At 72.7% G+C, this 15,447-nt stretch carries 12 protein-coding genes and 1 pseudogene; 5 read left to right on the top strand and 8 right to left on the bottom strand.

What is annotated here, in order from left to right:
• Nucleotides 1-22: 22 nt before the first annotated feature.
• From ACZ6S8_RS21360 to ACZ6S8_RS21345, 4 genes and pseudogenes are all read right to left on the bottom strand, one after another.
• A pseudogene (locus ACZ6S8_RS21360) lies at nt 23-1,342 on the bottom strand (alkaline phosphatase D family protein); the annotation flags it as partial.
• A 117-nt stretch (nt 1,343-1,459) separates the two neighbouring features.
• Entirely contained in the window at nt 1,460-2,113 is a 654-nt protein-coding gene (locus ACZ6S8_RS21355) for an HNH endonuclease family protein (RefSeq protein ID WP_469457978.1), read from the bottom strand.
• Between the two features lie 1,294 nt (nt 2,114-3,407).
• Nucleotides 3,408-4,091: an HAD-IA family hydrolase gene (locus tag ACZ6S8_RS21350; RefSeq protein WP_469457976.1), complete on the bottom strand. Its 684-nt coding sequence runs from the start codon at nt 4,089-4,091 to the stop codon at nt 3,408-3,410.
• A gap of 217 nt (nt 4,092-4,308) precedes the next feature.
• Nucleotides 4,309-5,022: a peptidoglycan-binding domain-containing protein gene (locus ACZ6S8_RS21345; protein WP_469457974.1), complete on the bottom strand. Its 714-nt coding sequence runs from the start codon at nt 5,020-5,022 to the stop codon at nt 4,309-4,311.
• A gap of 604 nt (nt 5,023-5,626) precedes the next feature.
• On the opposite strand from ACZ6S8_RS21345, the gene ACZ6S8_RS21340 reads away from it, so the two are divergent.
• Nucleotides 5,627-7,696, top strand: a complete 2,070-nt coding sequence (locus tag ACZ6S8_RS21340) for an MDR family MFS transporter (protein WP_469457972.1) — start codon at nt 5,627-5,629, stop codon at nt 7,694-7,696.
• 75 nt (nt 7,697-7,771) lie between these two features.
• On the opposite strand, the gene ACZ6S8_RS21335 is transcribed toward ACZ6S8_RS21340, so the two are convergent.
• Nucleotides 7,772-8,377, bottom strand: coding sequence for a GNAT family N-acetyltransferase (locus ACZ6S8_RS21335; protein WP_469457969.1), 606 nt, complete (start codon nt 8,375-8,377; stop codon nt 7,772-7,774).
• 105 nt (nt 8,378-8,482) lie between these two features.
• Between ACZ6S8_RS21335 and ACZ6S8_RS21330 the strand changes: the two genes are divergently transcribed.
• A complete protein-coding gene (locus ACZ6S8_RS21330) occupies nt 8,483-8,878 on the top strand; it encodes a nuclear transport factor 2 family protein (protein WP_469457967.1) in 396 nt (131 codons plus the stop codon).
• A 162-nt stretch (nt 8,879-9,040) separates the two neighbouring features.
• On the opposite strand, the gene ACZ6S8_RS21325 is transcribed toward ACZ6S8_RS21330, so the two are convergent.
• Nucleotides 9,041-9,379: an antibiotic biosynthesis monooxygenase family protein gene (locus ACZ6S8_RS21325; RefSeq protein ID WP_386524252.1), complete on the bottom strand. Its 339-nt coding sequence runs from the start codon at nt 9,377-9,379 to the stop codon at nt 9,041-9,043.
• Nucleotides 9,380-9,673: 294 nt separating this feature from the next.
• Between ACZ6S8_RS21325 and ACZ6S8_RS21320 the strand changes: the two genes are divergently transcribed.
• Entirely contained in the window at nt 9,674-11,764 is a 2,091-nt protein-coding gene (locus ACZ6S8_RS21320; protein WP_469457964.1) for a bifunctional glycosyltransferase 87/phosphatase PAP2 family protein, read from the top strand.
• 212 nt (nt 11,765-11,976) lie between these two features.
• On the opposite strand, the gene ACZ6S8_RS21315 is transcribed toward ACZ6S8_RS21320, so the two are convergent.
• Entirely contained in the window at nt 11,977-13,221 is a 1,245-nt protein-coding gene (locus ACZ6S8_RS21315; RefSeq protein ID WP_469457962.1) for a cytochrome P450, read from the bottom strand.
• A gap of 241 nt (nt 13,222-13,462) precedes the next feature.
• Here ACZ6S8_RS21315 and ACZ6S8_RS21310 point away from each other — a divergent pair, with 241 nt between their 5' ends.
• Both ACZ6S8_RS21310 and ACZ6S8_RS21305 read left to right on the top strand, forming a co-directional pair.
• Nucleotides 13,463-14,632 (top strand): steroid 3-ketoacyl-CoA thiolase, encoded by a 1,170-nt coding sequence (locus tag ACZ6S8_RS21310; RefSeq protein WP_469457960.1) that lies wholly within the window; start codon nt 13,463-13,465, stop codon nt 14,630-14,632.
• Nucleotides 14,633-14,725: 93 nt separating this feature from the next.
• Nucleotides 14,726-14,935 carry a hypothetical protein gene (locus tag ACZ6S8_RS21305; RefSeq protein ID WP_469457958.1) on the top strand — a complete coding sequence of 70 codons (210 nt, stop codon included), beginning with the start codon at nt 14,726-14,728 and terminating at the stop codon, nt 14,933-14,935.
• Here the strand turns inward: ACZ6S8_RS21305 and ACZ6S8_RS21300 are convergent.
• Entirely contained in the window at nt 14,932-15,336 is a 405-nt protein-coding gene (locus ACZ6S8_RS21300; RefSeq protein ID WP_469457956.1) for an aggregation-promoting factor C-terminal-like domain-containing protein, read from the bottom strand. The two genes, ACZ6S8_RS21305 and ACZ6S8_RS21300, sit on opposite strands and share 4 nt — an antisense overlap.
• Nucleotides 15,337-15,447 lie beyond the last annotated feature (111 nt).

Here is a 15,447-nt window from a genome sequence, read left to right as displayed (position 1 = left end):
AACCTATGCGCTGTAGAAGGTTGTCGCCCGACAGCACGCACACCGTCGCCGGCGCCCGCGGCCCCGTCCCCACCTCCTCGATCAGGTCCGTCAGCGCCGCGAACGAGGCCGGGAACGCCGGCCAGTGCTCCAGATCGCTGCGGCGCCGCAGGTTCTCCCCGATCCGCGCCCACCGCGGACCCCGGGCACCCCGGCACAGCGCGGCGTTCCACGTCTCGGCGTCGTGGATCAGCGGCGGCATCAGCCACGGCAGCGAGGAGCCGATCAGCAGGTGGTCGTACGCCCCGTGCCCCGCCAGTGCGTTGTCCCGCAGCCACTGCTGCTCGGTCGGATCGAGCATCGCCCGCGCGTCCTCCGCCAGGACCCGCGCCGCCCGGGTGTCCACCATCAGCAGCCTGGTCCGCCCGAAGTCCCGCCGGTAGCTCCAGCGGACCGTCGCCGGATCGGTGTCCGCCCTGGCCGCGAAGGCGCGCAGCGGCTCCGTACCGTCCGGGGTGGCGCAGATCTCGGCATACAACCCGTCCTCCGCGAGCTCGGCGGGGGAGAGGTTGCCCAGGTGCTGGTGCACCCAGTACGACATCAGCCCGCTGAGCACCCGCTCCCGCCACCACGGGGTGGCCCGCATCTCCGCGACCCACGCCTCGCTCGTGTTCCAGTCGTCGATCACGTCGTGGTCGTCGAATATGTGCAGGCTCGGCACGGTCGACAGGAGCCAGCGGATCTCCGGGTCCAGCCAGGACTCGTAGTAGAGCCGGGTGTACTCCTCGTAGTCCGCGACCTGGGCGCCGGGGGCCTCCCGAAGGTCCCGCCGGGCCGCGATCCAGGCCCGGGTCTCGCGCGACAGCGCATCCGCGTACACCTGGTCGCCCAGCAGCAGCAGGACGTCCGGGCGCACCGCCTCGGGGTCGGCGGCCAGCCGCGCCGCCAGGGTGTCGAGCGCGTCCGCGCCGTGCGGCCCGCGCAGCCCTCCGGCAGGCGGCGCGGCCTGTCTGCAGGAGCCGAACGTGACGCGCAGCCCGGGCCCCGGCGCGGTCCGGCCGGAGCCGGCCACCGCAGGAGTGCTGATCGTGCTCGGCGGGAAGGAGCTGTCGGCGAGCGGCCACACCCGGGCCCCGTCGAGCAGTACCTCGTACGCCGTGGTGGCCCCCGGCGTCAGGCCGGTGACCGGCACCAACGCGTAGTGGTGGCCCGCCACCTGAAAGGTGCGCGCACGGCCGGACGCCCCGTCGGCGCACCGCACCTCGGCCGTGCACGGGCGGTCGGCCTCGACCCATATCGTGGCCGAACCGCCCGTGTCCCAGTCGACGTAGCGCAGCAGTGGCCCCAGACGCAGTCCGGCCATGCGACTCCCCCTCCTCCGTGTCCCCGATCCCCTGTGATCACGGTACGACGGGGAGGGGCGGCCACGCCTCCCCCTGGCGGGGGATAGATCGGCCGGAGGGGCCGGTCCGGGCGGGTGTCAGCAGCCGCTGAGGACGTTGCCCAGGGCGGTCTTCTCGCCGGAATCCATGCTCAGCGCGTAGTGCTGCTTCACCTGGACCCACATCCGCGCGTACGTACAGCGGTAGGCGGTGCGCGAGGGCAGCCACTTGCCGGGGTCGAGGTCGCCCTTGGCCTGGTTGACGTTGTCGGTGACGGCTATGAGCTGCGGGCGGGTCAGGTCGTTGGCGAACTGCTGGCGCTTCGACGTGGTCCAGGCGTTGGCACCGGAGCGCCAGGCCTCGGCGAGCGGAACCATGTGGTCGATGTCGATGTCGGAGGCCGCGGTCCAGGTGGCGCCGTCGTACTCGGAGTACCAGCTCCCGCTCACGGCGGCGCAGGCGGAGTCCTGGACGACGTTGACCCCGTCCCGCTTGAGGACGGTCTCGCGGGTGTTGCAGCTGCCCGAGACGGTGCTCCAGTGCGGGAAGAGGTCGCGGCTGTAGCCGCTGGTGGAGCCCTCGGCCTTGGGCGTGACCGTCGCGAGGTAGGAGCGGGCGGCCGCGGCGCTGATGGGGGTGGGCGGGGCGGCCTGGGCGGCGGGCGCGCTGACGAGGGACGTCAGGGCGGCGAGAGCGGCGGCCGAGGCGAGCACGCCGATTCGACGCGCGTAGACAACGGAGGTGAGTGCCATGAGGGCTCCCTGGATGCGGGGGGTGTGGCCGTACGGCCCCGGCGGGGCGTGGCCATGCTTGCGGCGCCGGGTTTCGCTCGGGTGGGCGCCAGGTGACAGCCTGACGACATGAGCACGTCACATCAAGGCGTCCAAGGCCCCTCATTTAAACGGAAGTTGAGATTCCGCAGTCGTTGGCGGTTCTTCGGTGCGCCTGCCGCGCGGGCCGGGGTGCCGCGGGGAGCGCCGGGCGGCGTCGCCCGTGGCGCGGTCTGCGGGGGGTGGGGGCGCGGTGTCCCGGTCGAGCGGGCGTTGTGCCGTCGGGGCCGGTGAGCGGTGTGGCTGCGCCCGCTAGGAAGGGGGTGTGGCGGCGGCGTGCCGGGGAGTGGTGCAGGCCCGCTGTGCCGGCGATGCCGGGCTCTCAGGCGTACGGGGTGCGGGCTTGGCGTGTGACCGCGGGGCGCGGAGTGTCGGGCCGACGACGCCCGGCCGTCGGGGAGTTCGGCGGGGTGGAGGGCGTGTCGAGAGCGATTGCTGCGGTGCGGAAGCCCGGCGTGTGCCGCGGTAGAACCGGGAGCTCGGGGATCGCTTCGGTGGTGGTCCGCACGCTGTCCGAGCGCGCCCGCCCGCGCGGGACGACCGAGGTCTGCGAGCGGGGCCGGGTGAGTGCGGCGCCGTCGGCGATCGGACCGGGCGGTCATGGCCGTGGTGGGTGCGCGCGGTCGTGGATCCGTGGCAGGTTGCCCGACCGGCCGCCGGGTTGCCGGGCCCTCGGACCGGAGGGGCGGCGTGGAGCCGGTGCTTGGGGTCCGCGGCGAGCCGTGCCAGTCCCTGGCCGGCCAGGTGGGGCGGCGTGCGTTCCGTCGCCAGGAGGCCGAGTTCGAGGCCCGCTGCCCCGGCGTCGCTGGCGAGCCGCTGGTCGGGGGTGTCCGCGGTCAGCGCACGCGGGCGTCCTGTCCACCCGCCCGTCGCCGACGCGGGGTGATCGTCCGGGAGTGGGAGTTGAGTGCGTGCCGCGACCGAGGCGCGATCTTGGTGGTCGGTTCGGCGGCGATGTGTACGTCAACCGGGGCGGTCCCGCTCGGGACGGCGAGGCCCGCGATGGGTGTCGTGCCTGTGGCGGGGTGTGTGCGGTCTGACGCGCGGCAGGTGCCCGACCGGACCGGCCGGCTCTGAGGGCCGGACGTCCGCCCCGGCAGGGTGGCCCGCGCCGGCCTCCCGTGAGGTGTGCACGGAACGACGTCAGCCGCCCACCGGGCGGTGGGCGGCTGACGTCGTGCTGCGGAAACGGGGCGGGCGAGTGTGCGGCTCCGGCTTACGCCCCGGACACCGTCACGTGGATCGAGCCGTCCGGGGCCGACGTGACGCGCAGGGCGGTCAGGTCGGGGACGTGGACCGTGGGGGCGTGCGCGCCTGCGCGCGGGCCCACGCCGATCACGCGCATGCCCGCCGCCTGACCGGCGGCGATGCCCGCGGCGGAGTCTTCGAAGACGATGCAGTCGGCCGGGTCCACGCCCAGGGCGGCCGCGCCCTTGAGGAAGCCCTCGGGGTGGGGCTTGCTGGACTCGACGGACTCGGCCGTGACCCGTACGTCGGGCATCGGCAGGGCGGCGGCGGTCATCCGCGCCGTGGCCAGGGCCGCGTCGGCGGAGGTGACCAGGGCGTGCGCCAGGCCGTCGAGCGAGGCCATGAACTCGGGGGCGCCCGCGACGGGGACCACGCCGTCGGTGTCGGCGGTCTCGCGGGCGAGCATCACCGCGTTCTCGGCGCGGTTGACCTCCATCGGGCGGTCCGGGAGCAGGACGGCCATGGTGGCGTACCCCTGGCGGCCGTGGACCACCTTGAGCGCTTCCTGCGGGTCCAGGCCGTGGGAGACGGCCCAGTCGCGCCAGCAGCGTTCGACCACCGCGTCGGAGTTGACGATGGTGCCGTCCATGTCCAGGAGCAGGGCCTTGGCGCTGAGGACGACGGGTGCGGTGGTGGTGGTGCTGGCCGGCATCGGCGGGGCTCCAGACGGGCGGGAAAAGAGAACAAGTGGTTCCGCCCACCGGTCAGGGAGTGAGGGCGGAACCACTTTGTTCCTACACGATACAAAACGCGGAGCGGTTCGCGCCACCGAGCGGGGTGTGACCCCTGTCCCTTCCGGTCCGGCCCTCCAGGGCCGCCCTCCAGGGGGTCGCCCTCCAGGGCCCGGCCGTGGCCGACGCCGCGTCGTCCTAGCCCTCCAGGGCGCGGCGGGTCACGGGGCCGTAGACGCCCCACTCCTCGTCGTCGATGCCGTTCTCGAACTGGAACGTCGACACCGCCCGCTCCACCCGCTCGTCGAACCGGCCGTTGATCTTGCCGCGGTACAGGCCCTGGTCCGCCAGGAGCCGCTGCAGCTTCTCCACGGCCGCACCCGAATCCCCGTACCGCAGGGTCGGGCCCTGCGCGGGCGTCGAAGGCTTGGGGCTGGGGGAGCGGCTCGCGCTCGGCGACGGGCTCGCGGAGGCGGACGGGGACGCCGACCGGGACGGGCTCGGCGAGGCGGACGGCGACGCCGACCGGGAGGCGCTCGGCGACGGGGAGCGCGAGGCCGAGGGCGACGGACCGGACGCCGAGGCGGACGGGGTCGGGGAGGGGTCGGCCGGGGCGACGCTCACCACGGGCGCCGAGGGTTTGGCGTCGAGCAGTGTCACCTCGTCGCCCGAGGAGTCGGGCATCGTCCACAGCGCCATGGCCGTGCCGCCGAGGGCGACCACGGCGGCGGCGCCGAGCAGGAGCGGCAGGAGCCGCCGGGGAACGGAGCCGGTGCGCTTCTCCGGGTCCCCGCCCCCGCCCCCACCCCCCGCCCCGAACTCGTACCCGTACGCGTGCTCGACGCCGGACGCTCCGCCCCGCGGGTCGTCGGGCGCGGGAGAGCCGCCCGGCGGTACGGCCTGCAGCTGCACCGTGTCGGCCGACCCCGGCGTCGAGCCAGGCCCGGGCCCAGGGGTCGCCCCCCGGCCCGCAGCCGGGCCCGCACCCGGCACTCGTCCCGCCCCGGCGCCCGCAGCCGGCGCGGAGCTCGGGCCCGGCCCGGCACCCGCAGCCGTGGCGGCTTCCGGGCCCGTCGGCCACGTCGGGTGCGACGGCGGTACGGGTGTGCCGTACGCCGGTGTGCCGTACGCCGGGGTGCCGTAGGCCGGGGTGCCGTTCGGTGACGCCTGAGCCACCCCACGTGATATCGGCGGTCCCGGCGACACCGGTGGCTGCGGAGCCGGGGTCACCACGCGCGGTACGGACGGCGCGGACTCCGGGGCGTCCGGTACACCGGGGTCGGACAACGTCACGTACGGACGGATGCGCATGGGGTCGAAACCCGCACTCGGCGCACACCCGCATCCGGCGCCGGACGCGCCGCAGTCCGGACAGTGTTTACCGCTCACTGGAATCCCTCCCTGGCCATTGCCTGCGATTATGCAGACCCGTCAAGGCCCTCCCAACCCGCCCGAGAGGCCATAACCGGACACACCGCTCAGGATGGAGATGTTGATCCGGCCTGAGGAGGAATCGATGGCGCAGGATGTGACCAAGGAGGCCGCGGACTCCGGTTCCGGCCCGCAGAAGTCCGGCCCCGCCGCCGAGCACGCCTCCCGCGAGGTGCTCGTCTCGATCGGCGCACTGCTGCTGGGCCTGCTGATCGCCGCGCTCGACCAGACCATCGTCTCCACCGCCCTGCCGACCATCGTCAGCGACCTCGGCGGCATGGCCCACCTGTCCTGGGTCGTCACCGCCTACATGCTCGCCTCCACCGCGGCCACCCCGCTCTGGGGAAAGCTCGGTGACCAGTACGGCCGCAAGAAGCTCTTCCAGTACGCCATCGTCCTCTTCCTGATCGGTTCGGCCCTGTGCGGCATCGCCCAGAACATGCCCCAGCTCATCGGGTTCCGCGCCCTGCAGGGCCTGGGCGGCGGCGGGCTGATGGTGTTGTCGATGGCGATCGTCGGCGACATCGTCCCGCCCCGCGAACGAGGCAAGTACCAGGGCCTCTTCGGCGGTGTCTTCGGTGCGACCAGCGTGCTGGGCCCGCTGTTGGGCGGCCTCTTCGTGGACCACCTGTCCTGGCGCTGGGTCTTCTACATCAACCTCCCCATCGGTCTCGTCGCGCTCCTCGTCATCGCCGCCTCCCTGCACATCCCGGCCCGCTCCTCGAAGCACACCATCGACTACCTCGGCACCTTCCTCATCGCCTGCGTCGCCACCTGCCTCGTGCTCGTCGCCTCCCTCGGCGGCACCTGGGGCTGGGGCTCCCCCCGGATCGTCGGTCTCGCCGTCCTCGGCGCCGTCCTCCTCCTCGTCTTCGTCCTGGTGGAGCGCAAGGCCGCCGAACCCGTCCTGCCGCTCGGGCTGTTCCGCGTCCGCACCTTCACCCTCTGCTCGGTGATCAGCTTCGTCATCGGCTTCGCGATGTTCGGCGCGATGGTCTACCTGCCGACCTTCCTCCAGGTCGTCCAGGGCGTGTCACCGACCATGTCCGGTGTCCACATGCTGCCGATGGTGATCGGCATGCTGATCTCCTCGACCGCGTCCGGTCAGGTCGTCAGCCGCACCGGCCGGTGGAAGGTCTTCCCGATCGCCGGAACCGCCGTCACCGCCGTCGGTCTCCTCCTGCTGCACCAGCTGCACCGCACCACCTCCACCTGGGAGATGAGCGTCTACTTCTTCGTCTTCGGTGCCGGACTCGGCCTGGTCATGCAGGTGCTCGTCCTGGTGGTGCAGAACGCCGTCAGCTACGCCGACCTCGGCGTCGCCACCTCAGGTGCCACCTTCTTCCGCTCCATCGGCGCCTCCTTCGGCGTCGCGATCTTCGGCACGGTCTTCACCAACCGCCTCGACGACCAACTCGCCACCGCCTTCGAGGGCGTCACGCTGCCGCCCGGCGTCGGGCCCGCCCAGCTGGAGGCCGACCCCCGTTCCGTCGCCGAGCTGCCCGCCGACCTGCAGACGCGCGTGCTCGACGCCTACTCCACCGCCATCACCGACGTCTTCCTCTACGCGGTGCCGATCGTCCTCATCGCCTTCGTCGTCGCCTGGTTCCTCAAGGAGGACACGCTCCGCGGTTCGGTCACCGCGCCCGACGTGACGGAGACCCTCGCCTCCAATCCGGTCCAGCGCTCATCCCGCGACGAGGTCGCCCGCGCGCTGTCGGTGCTCGGCACCCGCGAGGGCCGACGGCACGTGTACGAGAAGATCACCGAGAAGGCCGGCTACGACCTGCTGCCCGCCGCGAGCTGGCTGCTGCTGCGGATCAAGAAGTACGGCTACGCCGACCCCGCCGAGCTCGCCGAACGCACGAACGTGCCGCTGAAGGTCATCACGGACGCCGCCCGCCAGATCGAGGGGCGCGGCCTTGCCGTTCGGGACGGGCTGCCGCTGGTCCTGACCGACGCCGGGCGTGAGAGCGCGGCCAGACTGTCCGCCGCCCGGGAGGACTCCCTCGCCGAACTCCTCGGCGACTGGTGGGGCCCGAACCGCCCGACCGACCTGATCGCCCTGGTCCGGGAGATCAATACGGAACTCTGCGGTTCCGACGCCGAGGAGCCCTACGACGCCGCCCCGCGGCGCGACCACGCCGCGCCCTAGCCCCCCGCCCGGCCCCGACCCCGGCCCCGGCCCCAGCGCAGTCCGGCCCGGCCGCAGTCCGGCCCGGCCCCGCCGTCAGGCGGACGGTGCCGGCCGCAGGGTCTTCTCGAACCAGTGCTCCGCGTACGGGCCGGAGTTGTACGCCGGTATTTCCGCGTACCCGTGCCGCGCGTACAACGCCCGGGCTTCCACGAGGTCCGACCGGGTGTCCAGCCGGACGCGCTCGACGCCCATCTCGCGCGCCTGTGCCTCCAGGGCCCCGAGCAGGGCCGCGCCGCCTCCGGTTCCGCGGGCGCGGGGGTCGACGTACACCTTGGTGAGCTCGGCCGTGGCGGGGTCGAGCCGGCGTATCCCGCCGCAGGCCAGGGGCTCGCCGTCCCACCGGCCGACGACGAACCGGCCCGTCGGCGGTACCAGCGCGTCGTCCGGGAACTCCACGAGTCCCTCGTCGACCTCCGCCTCGGTGACCGGGCGGTTCCAGTACCGGCCGGCGACCTCCGCGTAGTACGCGCGCCGCAGGAGGACGGCGTCCGGGGCGGTGACGTGCTCGGGCACCACGGTCCACGCCCCGGACCGGGGAGGGCCCCCGCCGTCCGTGCCCGTGCCACCGGTGCGGACCGTGCCCGTGGCGGGCGGCAGGGCCCTCGCGCTCTGTTCGCGCTGTTCGCTGTATGTGTTCATGGGGTCATTGTGGAGTTCGCGCCCGAACTCCCGCGTGGAATATCCACAGCCTCGGACCGATGATAGGAAAAAGACCATCCGTGCACGTGGAGGGTGTGAACCGTCATGTCGGAGCATCCGGACTGTGCCCTGGTCCGCCGCGGTTACGAGGCGTTCGGCAAGGGCGACATGGAGACGCTGAGCACGCTGATGACGGCCGACGTCATCCACCACGTGCCCGGCAGCAGCCCGCTGTCCGGGCACCACAAGGGGCGGGAAGCCGTCCTCGACCTCTACCGGCGGCTCGGGCAGGAGACGAACGGCACGCTCAGTCTCCACCTGGAAACGGTCCTCGCCGACGGCCGCGGACACGTGATGTCGTTCCACACGTCCCGCGCCGACCGGGGGGACCGCGGCATCGAGATCCGCGGCGGCCTCTTCTTCACCGTCATCGGCCACAAGATCACCGACATCGACGAGTGCACCGAGGACATCGACGAGTCGGACGCCTTCTGGAGCTGAGGGCCGTCCCGCAGGGCCTGTCCGGCGGCCGACGCGGGCCGGGGCGCGATCGGAACGGCCCCGGACCGCCCCCGCGATCGAAGCGGCCCCGGACCGCCCCCGCGGTCGAAGCAGCCCCGGCCCGCCCCCGCCGCGCGTACCCGACCCGGCGCGTGCCCGCTGTCAGGCCTTCTTCGGCGCCGCCTGCTGCACGACCTCGAACGACCACACCGACGAACCCGAGGCCGCCGGCTTCGGACGCTCGCCGCCGCCCTCGCCGCCGCCCCCGCCCTGGTGAGCGGCCTTCATCGGCCCCTCCATCCACGCCTGGAAGTCCTCCTCCGAACGCCACCGGGTGTAGACGAGGTACTGGTCGGTGCCCTCCACCGGGCGCAGCAGCTCGAACCACTCGAAGCCGTCCGAGTTCTCCACGGTGCCCGCCCGGGAGGCGAAGCGCTTCTCCAGCACCTCCCGCTGCTCGGCCGGGACGGTGAGCGCGTTGATCTTTACCACGCTGGGCACAAGACACCTCTCAGGTAATACGGGCCGGGCGTCGTACCCGGCCTTGACGACGTGCCTGCAGTCTCCTACACCGGTCCGTCGTGGTGGCGTGAAGGACGTTCCCGCAGTTCGGGAGAGTCGCCCGGGGGGCCTCCGGGCGGGCCCGCGGCGGCCCGTTGATCTTCGGGTTGTTCGAGGGGGCCGTCCGGGGCATCGCGCGGGAGATATCGTCGTCCCGGTAATCACACGCGGTATGAAGCGCGGCAGCCAGGCGAAGTCGGGGTTGCGGTCAACAGGGCGGGAGGCCGGCGAGGCGTGGCGAACGCGGCGGAGCACAGTGGTGCGAACGGACATGCCGGGGACATAGGCGGTGGCGGCGGACTCGGGGCGGTGCGCCTCCTGCTGTGGGCGCTGGCGGGCGCGCTCGCCGTCAGACAGGCCGCCGCGGTGCTGCGCGTGCCGCCTGGAGACTGGCTGAGCGGCTTCCACCTCCCCGGCAGCCCGCCCGGCTCCCTCTACGAGGCCGGTGCCGGCCAGTTCACCGGCACCCCCTTTGCCGGGCTGGTCCTCAAACCGCTGACCGGCTTCGCCGCACCGTCGCTGGAGGTCGCCTGGACCTGCGTGACGCTCCTGTGCGTCGCCGCCATCGGGCTCGTCGCCGCGCGCGGCCTGCCCGACCCCGTGCCGCGGCGCACCGCGCTGCTGGCCGCGCCGGTCCTGACCGCGCTGCTGATGGTCTCGCTGCCGGTCCGGGAGGCCGCCTCGCCCGGCCAGACCGCCGTCCTGCCGGTCCTGCTGGTGCTGCTGGCCGTCTTCCGGGTGCCCGCCGAACGGCCCGCCGGTCTCCTGATCGGGCTCGCCGCCGCCCTCCAGCCCGCGCTGCTGCTCTTCGCCGCGCTGCTGTGGTTCTCGGGGCGCCGGCCCGCCGCGCGCACCGCCGCCGCGGCCTTCGCCGGCGCCACCGCGCTGTCCTGGGCGGCCCTGCCGCGCGACTCGTGGACGTACTGGTCCCAGCACCTGGCCGGGACCGGCCTCGGCGGCGCCCCCGACGGCCTCGCCAACCAGTCCGTGCACGGTGCGCTGCTGCGCCTCGGGCTCACCGGGCCGGTCGAGATCGCGCTGTACGCGGTCCTCGCCGCCGCCATCGTGTGGATCGGCCTGCGCCGCGCCGTCCGCTACGCCCGCGACGGGCAACTGCTGCTCGCGGTCGCCATCACCGGCTGCGCGGCCGTCGCCGTGTCCCCGGTCGGCTGGCGCCACCAGTTGCTGTGGGTGCTGCTCGCCGTTGCCGGCAAGGTCGGCACGCGTGCGGCGGACCGGCCCGTGTGGCCGGTCGCCGTGGTCCTCGCGCTGACCCTGCCGAGCGACGTGCTGCTGCCGAACCTGGCCGCCCTGGCCCCCGTACGCGACAACGTGCTGCTGCTCGCCGCGCTGGCCGCGGCCTGCGCCGTACCGTTCCTGCCGCGGTCGGCGCCGCACTGGGGCGCCCCCGTACCGACCGCGTACGGGCGTCCGGCGGCAGCCCGGTGGGCGTGGGTGCCGCTGCTGCCGTTCTGGCGGCGGGTGCTGTCCCGCCCGAACCTGCTGCTGGAGCTGCTGCTGATACGGGTCGGGTACTCGCTGTACTCGCACATCCGCGCCGCCGCCCCCACCAGCCGCTCGCTCGCCGAGGGCAACGCCGACCAGATCCACGGGATCGAGAAGGCGCTCGGCATCGACATCGAGCACGCCGTGAACCACGCCGTGGTGAACACCCCCTGGCTGGAGGCGTTCTTCAACTTCTACTACACGTCCTTCCACTTCGTGGTCCCGCTGGCGATCCTCGGCGTGCTGTACTGGCGCCGGCCCGGCGACTACCGGTGGGCGCGGGCCTCCCTGGGCCTGGCGACCGTGCTCGCGCTCGCCGGCTTCTGGCTGTACCCCCTCGCGCCGCCGCGGCTGATGCCCGCGCTCGGTTTCATCGACACGGTGCACGGGCCCCAGGACCTGGCCAACCCGTCGTACGGGGCCATGACCGCGATCTCCAACCAGTACGCGGCGATGCCCTCGCTGCACTTCGGGTGGTCGCTGTGGTGCGGCATCGTGATCGTGGTGCTGGCCCCGAAGGGCTGGCAGAAGCTGCTGGGTGCGCTGCACCCGCTGATCACGGTGTGCGCGATCGTCGCCACCGCGAACCACTGGGTGCTGGACGCGGTGGGCGGGGCGGCCGTGGTGGCCGCCGGATTCGGGCTCGTGTACGTGCTGTCCGGGCCGCGCGGGGCCGTCGCCTCGGCGGGGGGCGTGTCCCTGCCGAAGCCTCGCGGGGCGGCGGAGGGGGAGTCGGGTGCGCCGTCGGGCGTGGAATCGGACGCGGGGTCGGACGCGGAGTCGGGCGTGGGGGTGCCGGTCGCTGCGCGGCGGCGCTGAGGCGGGGGCGTTCCCGGGGGCGCTGCCCCCCGGACCCCCGCGCCTCAAACGCCGGCGGGGCTTGGTGGGGGCGTCCGGGCCGGGGCTCCGGGGGGTGCGGGGGCTCCGGATTCGGGGCTCCGCCCCGGACCCCGCGCCTCAAACGCCGGCGAGGCTGGATGGGGTGCCGGCCGGGGTGGATGGGGTTCCGGCCGTGTGGGAGCCGGTGGGGGTCAGGTGCGGGTTACGCGTAGTTCCTTGATGCCGTTCAGCCAGGCCGCGCGCAGGCGGCGCGGGTCTTCGCCGGTCAGGCGGAGGTCCGGGAGGGCGTCGGCCAGGGCGTTGAAGATCAGGTCGATCTCCATGACGGCCAGGGACTTGCCGAGGCAGAAGTGCGGGCCGCCGCCGCCGAAACCGAGGTGCGGGTTCGGGTCGCGGGTGATGTCGAAGAGCTCCGGGTTCCGGAAGACCTCGGGGTCGTGGTTGGCGGAGGAGTAGAACATCCCCACCCGGTCGCCCGCCTTGATCTTCTGGCCGCCCAGCTCGGTGTCTTGGGTGGCGGTGCGCTGGAAGGACACCACCGGCGTGGCCCAGCGCACGATTTCCTCCGCCGTGGTCGAGGGGCGGGTGGCCTTGTACAGCTCCCACTGCTCGGGGTGGGTCAGGAAGGCGTGCATGCCGTGGCTGATGGCGTTGCGCGTGGTCTCGTTGCCCGCGACGGCCAGCAGCAGCACGAAGAAGCCGAACTCGTCGGAGCCCAGGTTGCCCTGGCCCTCGGCGGCGACCAGCTGCGTGACGATGTCCTTGGCCGGGCACTCCTTGCGGGCGGCGGACAGGTTCATGGCGTAGCCGATGAGCTCCATGGCAGCGTTGGCGCCGACCTCTTCGGTGATCGCGTACTCGGGGTCGTCGTAGGCGATCATCTTGTTCGACCAGTCGAAGATCCGCGAGCGGTCCTCCTGCGGTACGCCGATCAGCTCGGCGATGGCCTGGAGCGGCAGCTCGCACGCGACCTGGGTGACGAAGTCGAAGCTGCCGTCGGCCGACGCGGCCACGGCCTCCTCGACGATCTTCCGGGCGCGGTCGCGCAGGGCTTCCTCCAGGCCGCGGACGGCCCGCGGGGTGAAGCCGCGCTGCACGATCTGGCGTACGCGGGTGTGTTCCGGCGGATCCATGTTCAGCATGATCAGTCGCTGGGCATCAATGGCATCACGCGGGATGTGCTCGTTGAAGCGGATGATCGCCGTGTTGGTGGTCGAGGAGTACAGCTCGGGGTGCGTGGACACGTACTTGACGTCCGCGTGCCGCGTCACGACCCAGTAGCCCTCGTCGTCGAAGCCGGTGATCCCCCGCCGCTGCGGACACCACCACACCGGAGCCGTCTGCCTCAACTGGGCGAACTCCGGGAGCGGGACACGGCTTTGGAGCAGGTCGGGGTCGGTGGCGTCGAAGCCTTCGGGCAGCGCGGGGCAGGACATCGGGCGACTCCAAAGTCTGACGGCCCATCAGAAGTTGGCTCGAAGGTAGTAACGAGTTCTAGAAGTGACAAGGGTCGGCGCGCCAACTGTTGCGTGTGGAATCCGTGCAGGCCGCGTGCAAGACCCTTGCGTGGCGGGGCTCCTAGTCATAAGACTGCGGGGAGAACTAGAACGCGTACTAGTTCGGGCGGGGCGCCGGGACGGCCCGCCGCGCTGGCGCTGTGCAGGAGAGGACGAGCTCATGGCCGCGGAACCCGTCATCGTCGAAGCCGTACGCACCCCCATCGGCAAGCGCGGGGGCGCGCTCGCCAACCTCCATCCCGCCTACCTGCTCGGCGAGACCTACCGCGAACTCCTGGCCCGGACCGGAATCCAGCCCGACTGCGTCGAGCAGATCGTCGGCGGCACCGTCACCCACGCCGGCGAGCAGTCGATGAACCCGGCCCGCAACGCCTGGCTCGCCATGGGGCTCCCGTACGAGACCGCCGCGACCACCGTGGACTGTCAGTGCGGCAGCTCGCAGCAGGCCAACCACATGGTCGCCAACATGATCTCCGGCGGCGTCATGGACATCGGCATCGCCTGCGGCGTCGAGGCCATGAGCCGGGTGCCGCTGGGATCGGGATCCAAGCACGGCCCGGGCAAGCCCTTCCCGGACGAGTGGAACGTCGACCTCCCCAACCAGTTCGAGGCCGCCGAGCGGATCGCCCGCCACCGCGGTCTGAGCCGCGAGGACGTGGACCGGCTGGGGGTGCTCTCCCAGGAGCGCGCCGCGGCGGCCTGGGCGGAGGAGCGCTTCAAGCGCGAGACGTTCGCCGTGCAGGTGCCGACGACCGAGGAGGAGCAGGCGGCCGGGCAGGGCATGTGGCGGCTGGTCGACCGGGACGAGGGGCTGCGGGACACCAGCATGGAGGCGCTGGCCCGGCTCAAGCCGGTCATGCCGACCGCCGTGCACACGGCCGGGAACTCCTCGCAGATATCCGACGGGGCCGCCGCCGTGATGTGGGCCTCGCGCAAGATGGCCCGCGCCCTCAAGCTGCGGCCGCGCGCGCGGATCGTGGCGCAGACGCTCGTCGGGTCCGACCCGCACTTCCACCTCGACGGGCCGATCGACGCGACGCGCGCGGTGCTTGGCAAGGCGGGGATGTCGCTGAAGGACATCGACCTCGTGGAGATCAACGAGGCCTTCGCCTCGGTGGTCCTCAGCTGGGCCCGGGTCTTCGACCAGGACCTGGAGAAGGTCAACGTCAACGGCGGCGGCATCGCGCTCGGCCACCCCGTCGGCGCCACCGGAGCCCGGCTGATCACGACGGCGCTGCACGAGCTGGAGCGCCGCGACAAGGAGTTCGCGCTGATCACCATGTGCGCGGGAGGCGCGCTGGCGACCGGCACGATCATTCAGCGCCTGTGACCCCCGCGGGCGCGCGCTGAACCCAGTGGGATGGGAAGACGAAGGCCCCGGTGGCCGGACCTGGGGAGGTCGGCCGTCGGGGCCTTCGCATGCGTGCTGCTCGCGCGGCTCGTGTCGCTCGCGCTGCCTGCACGGTTCGTGCTGTTCGTACGGCTGCTCGTGCTGTGCGTGGTTCTGCTCGTGCTGCTGGTTCTTCCGCGTTCACTCCTGCTTCTACCGCTGGTGCGGGAGCAGGGACGGGTGGTGCTGGTGATGCTGTTTCGGTGTCTGCTGCCACGGGGATGCCAAGCCGGGTCGGCTTAGTACCAGTGGTGCGACTGCCAGAAGTTCCAGGCGCCGACGGGGCTGCCGTAGCGGGAGTTCATGTAGTCCAGACCCCACTTGATCTGGGTGGCCGGGTTGGTCTTCCAGTCGGAGCCCGCGGAGGACATCTTCGAGGCCGGCAGGGCCTGGACCAGGCCGTAGGCGCCCGAGGACGAGTTCGTGGCGGTGTGGTTCCAGCCGCTCTCGCGGGACACGATGTTGTTGAACGCCGCGAACTGGGCGGGGTCCTTGATCATCTGCTGCGCGATCGCCTTGGCGTTCATCGGGGCGGCCTGCGCGGGGATGGTGGCGAGCATCGAACCGGCGACGCCCAGGGCGAGGGCGGAGCCCACGAGGGTCTTCTTGGAAGCGGCGATGCGGCGGATGACGGTGCGGGACACGGAAAGCCTTTCACAGGGGACAGGATCTGCCGCATGCATGCCGGAGACATGCGTGAGCCACTCACGCGGTGGAGAGGGGTTCGTCGGCGGGGGGTGAACCACCCGGTCCGC

It is taken from the genome of Streptomyces sp. NPDC048461 (assembly GCF_055587105.1).
This window is presented reverse-complemented; position numbering and strand designations above follow the sequence as displayed.

Excerpts from the sequence above, each read along its gene's own strand:
- ACZ6S8_RS21355 (WP_469457978.1), bottom strand. The coding sequence starts at position 2,113 with ATGGCACTCACCTCCGTTGTCTACGCGCGTCGAATCGGCGTGCTCGCC.
- ACZ6S8_RS21350 (WP_469457976.1), bottom strand. The coding sequence starts at position 4,091 with ATGCCGGCCAGCACCACCACCACCGCACCCGTCGTCCTCAGCGCCAAG.
- ACZ6S8_RS21340 (WP_469457972.1), top strand. The coding sequence starts at position 5,627 with ATGGCGCAGGATGTGACCAAGGAGGCCGCGGACTCCGGTTCCGGCCCG.
- ACZ6S8_RS21335 (WP_469457969.1), bottom strand. The coding sequence starts at position 8,377 with ATGAACACATACAGCGAACAGCGCGAACAGAGCGCGAGGGCCCTGCCG.
- ACZ6S8_RS21330 (WP_469457967.1), top strand. The coding sequence starts at position 8,483 with ATGTCGGAGCATCCGGACTGTGCCCTGGTCCGCCGCGGTTACGAGGCG.
- ACZ6S8_RS21315 (WP_469457962.1), bottom strand. The coding sequence starts at position 13,221 with ATGTCCTGCCCCGCGCTGCCCGAAGGCTTCGACGCCACCGACCCCGAC.
- ACZ6S8_RS21310 (WP_469457960.1), top strand. The coding sequence starts at position 13,463 with ATGGCCGCGGAACCCGTCATCGTCGAAGCCGTACGCACCCCCATCGGC.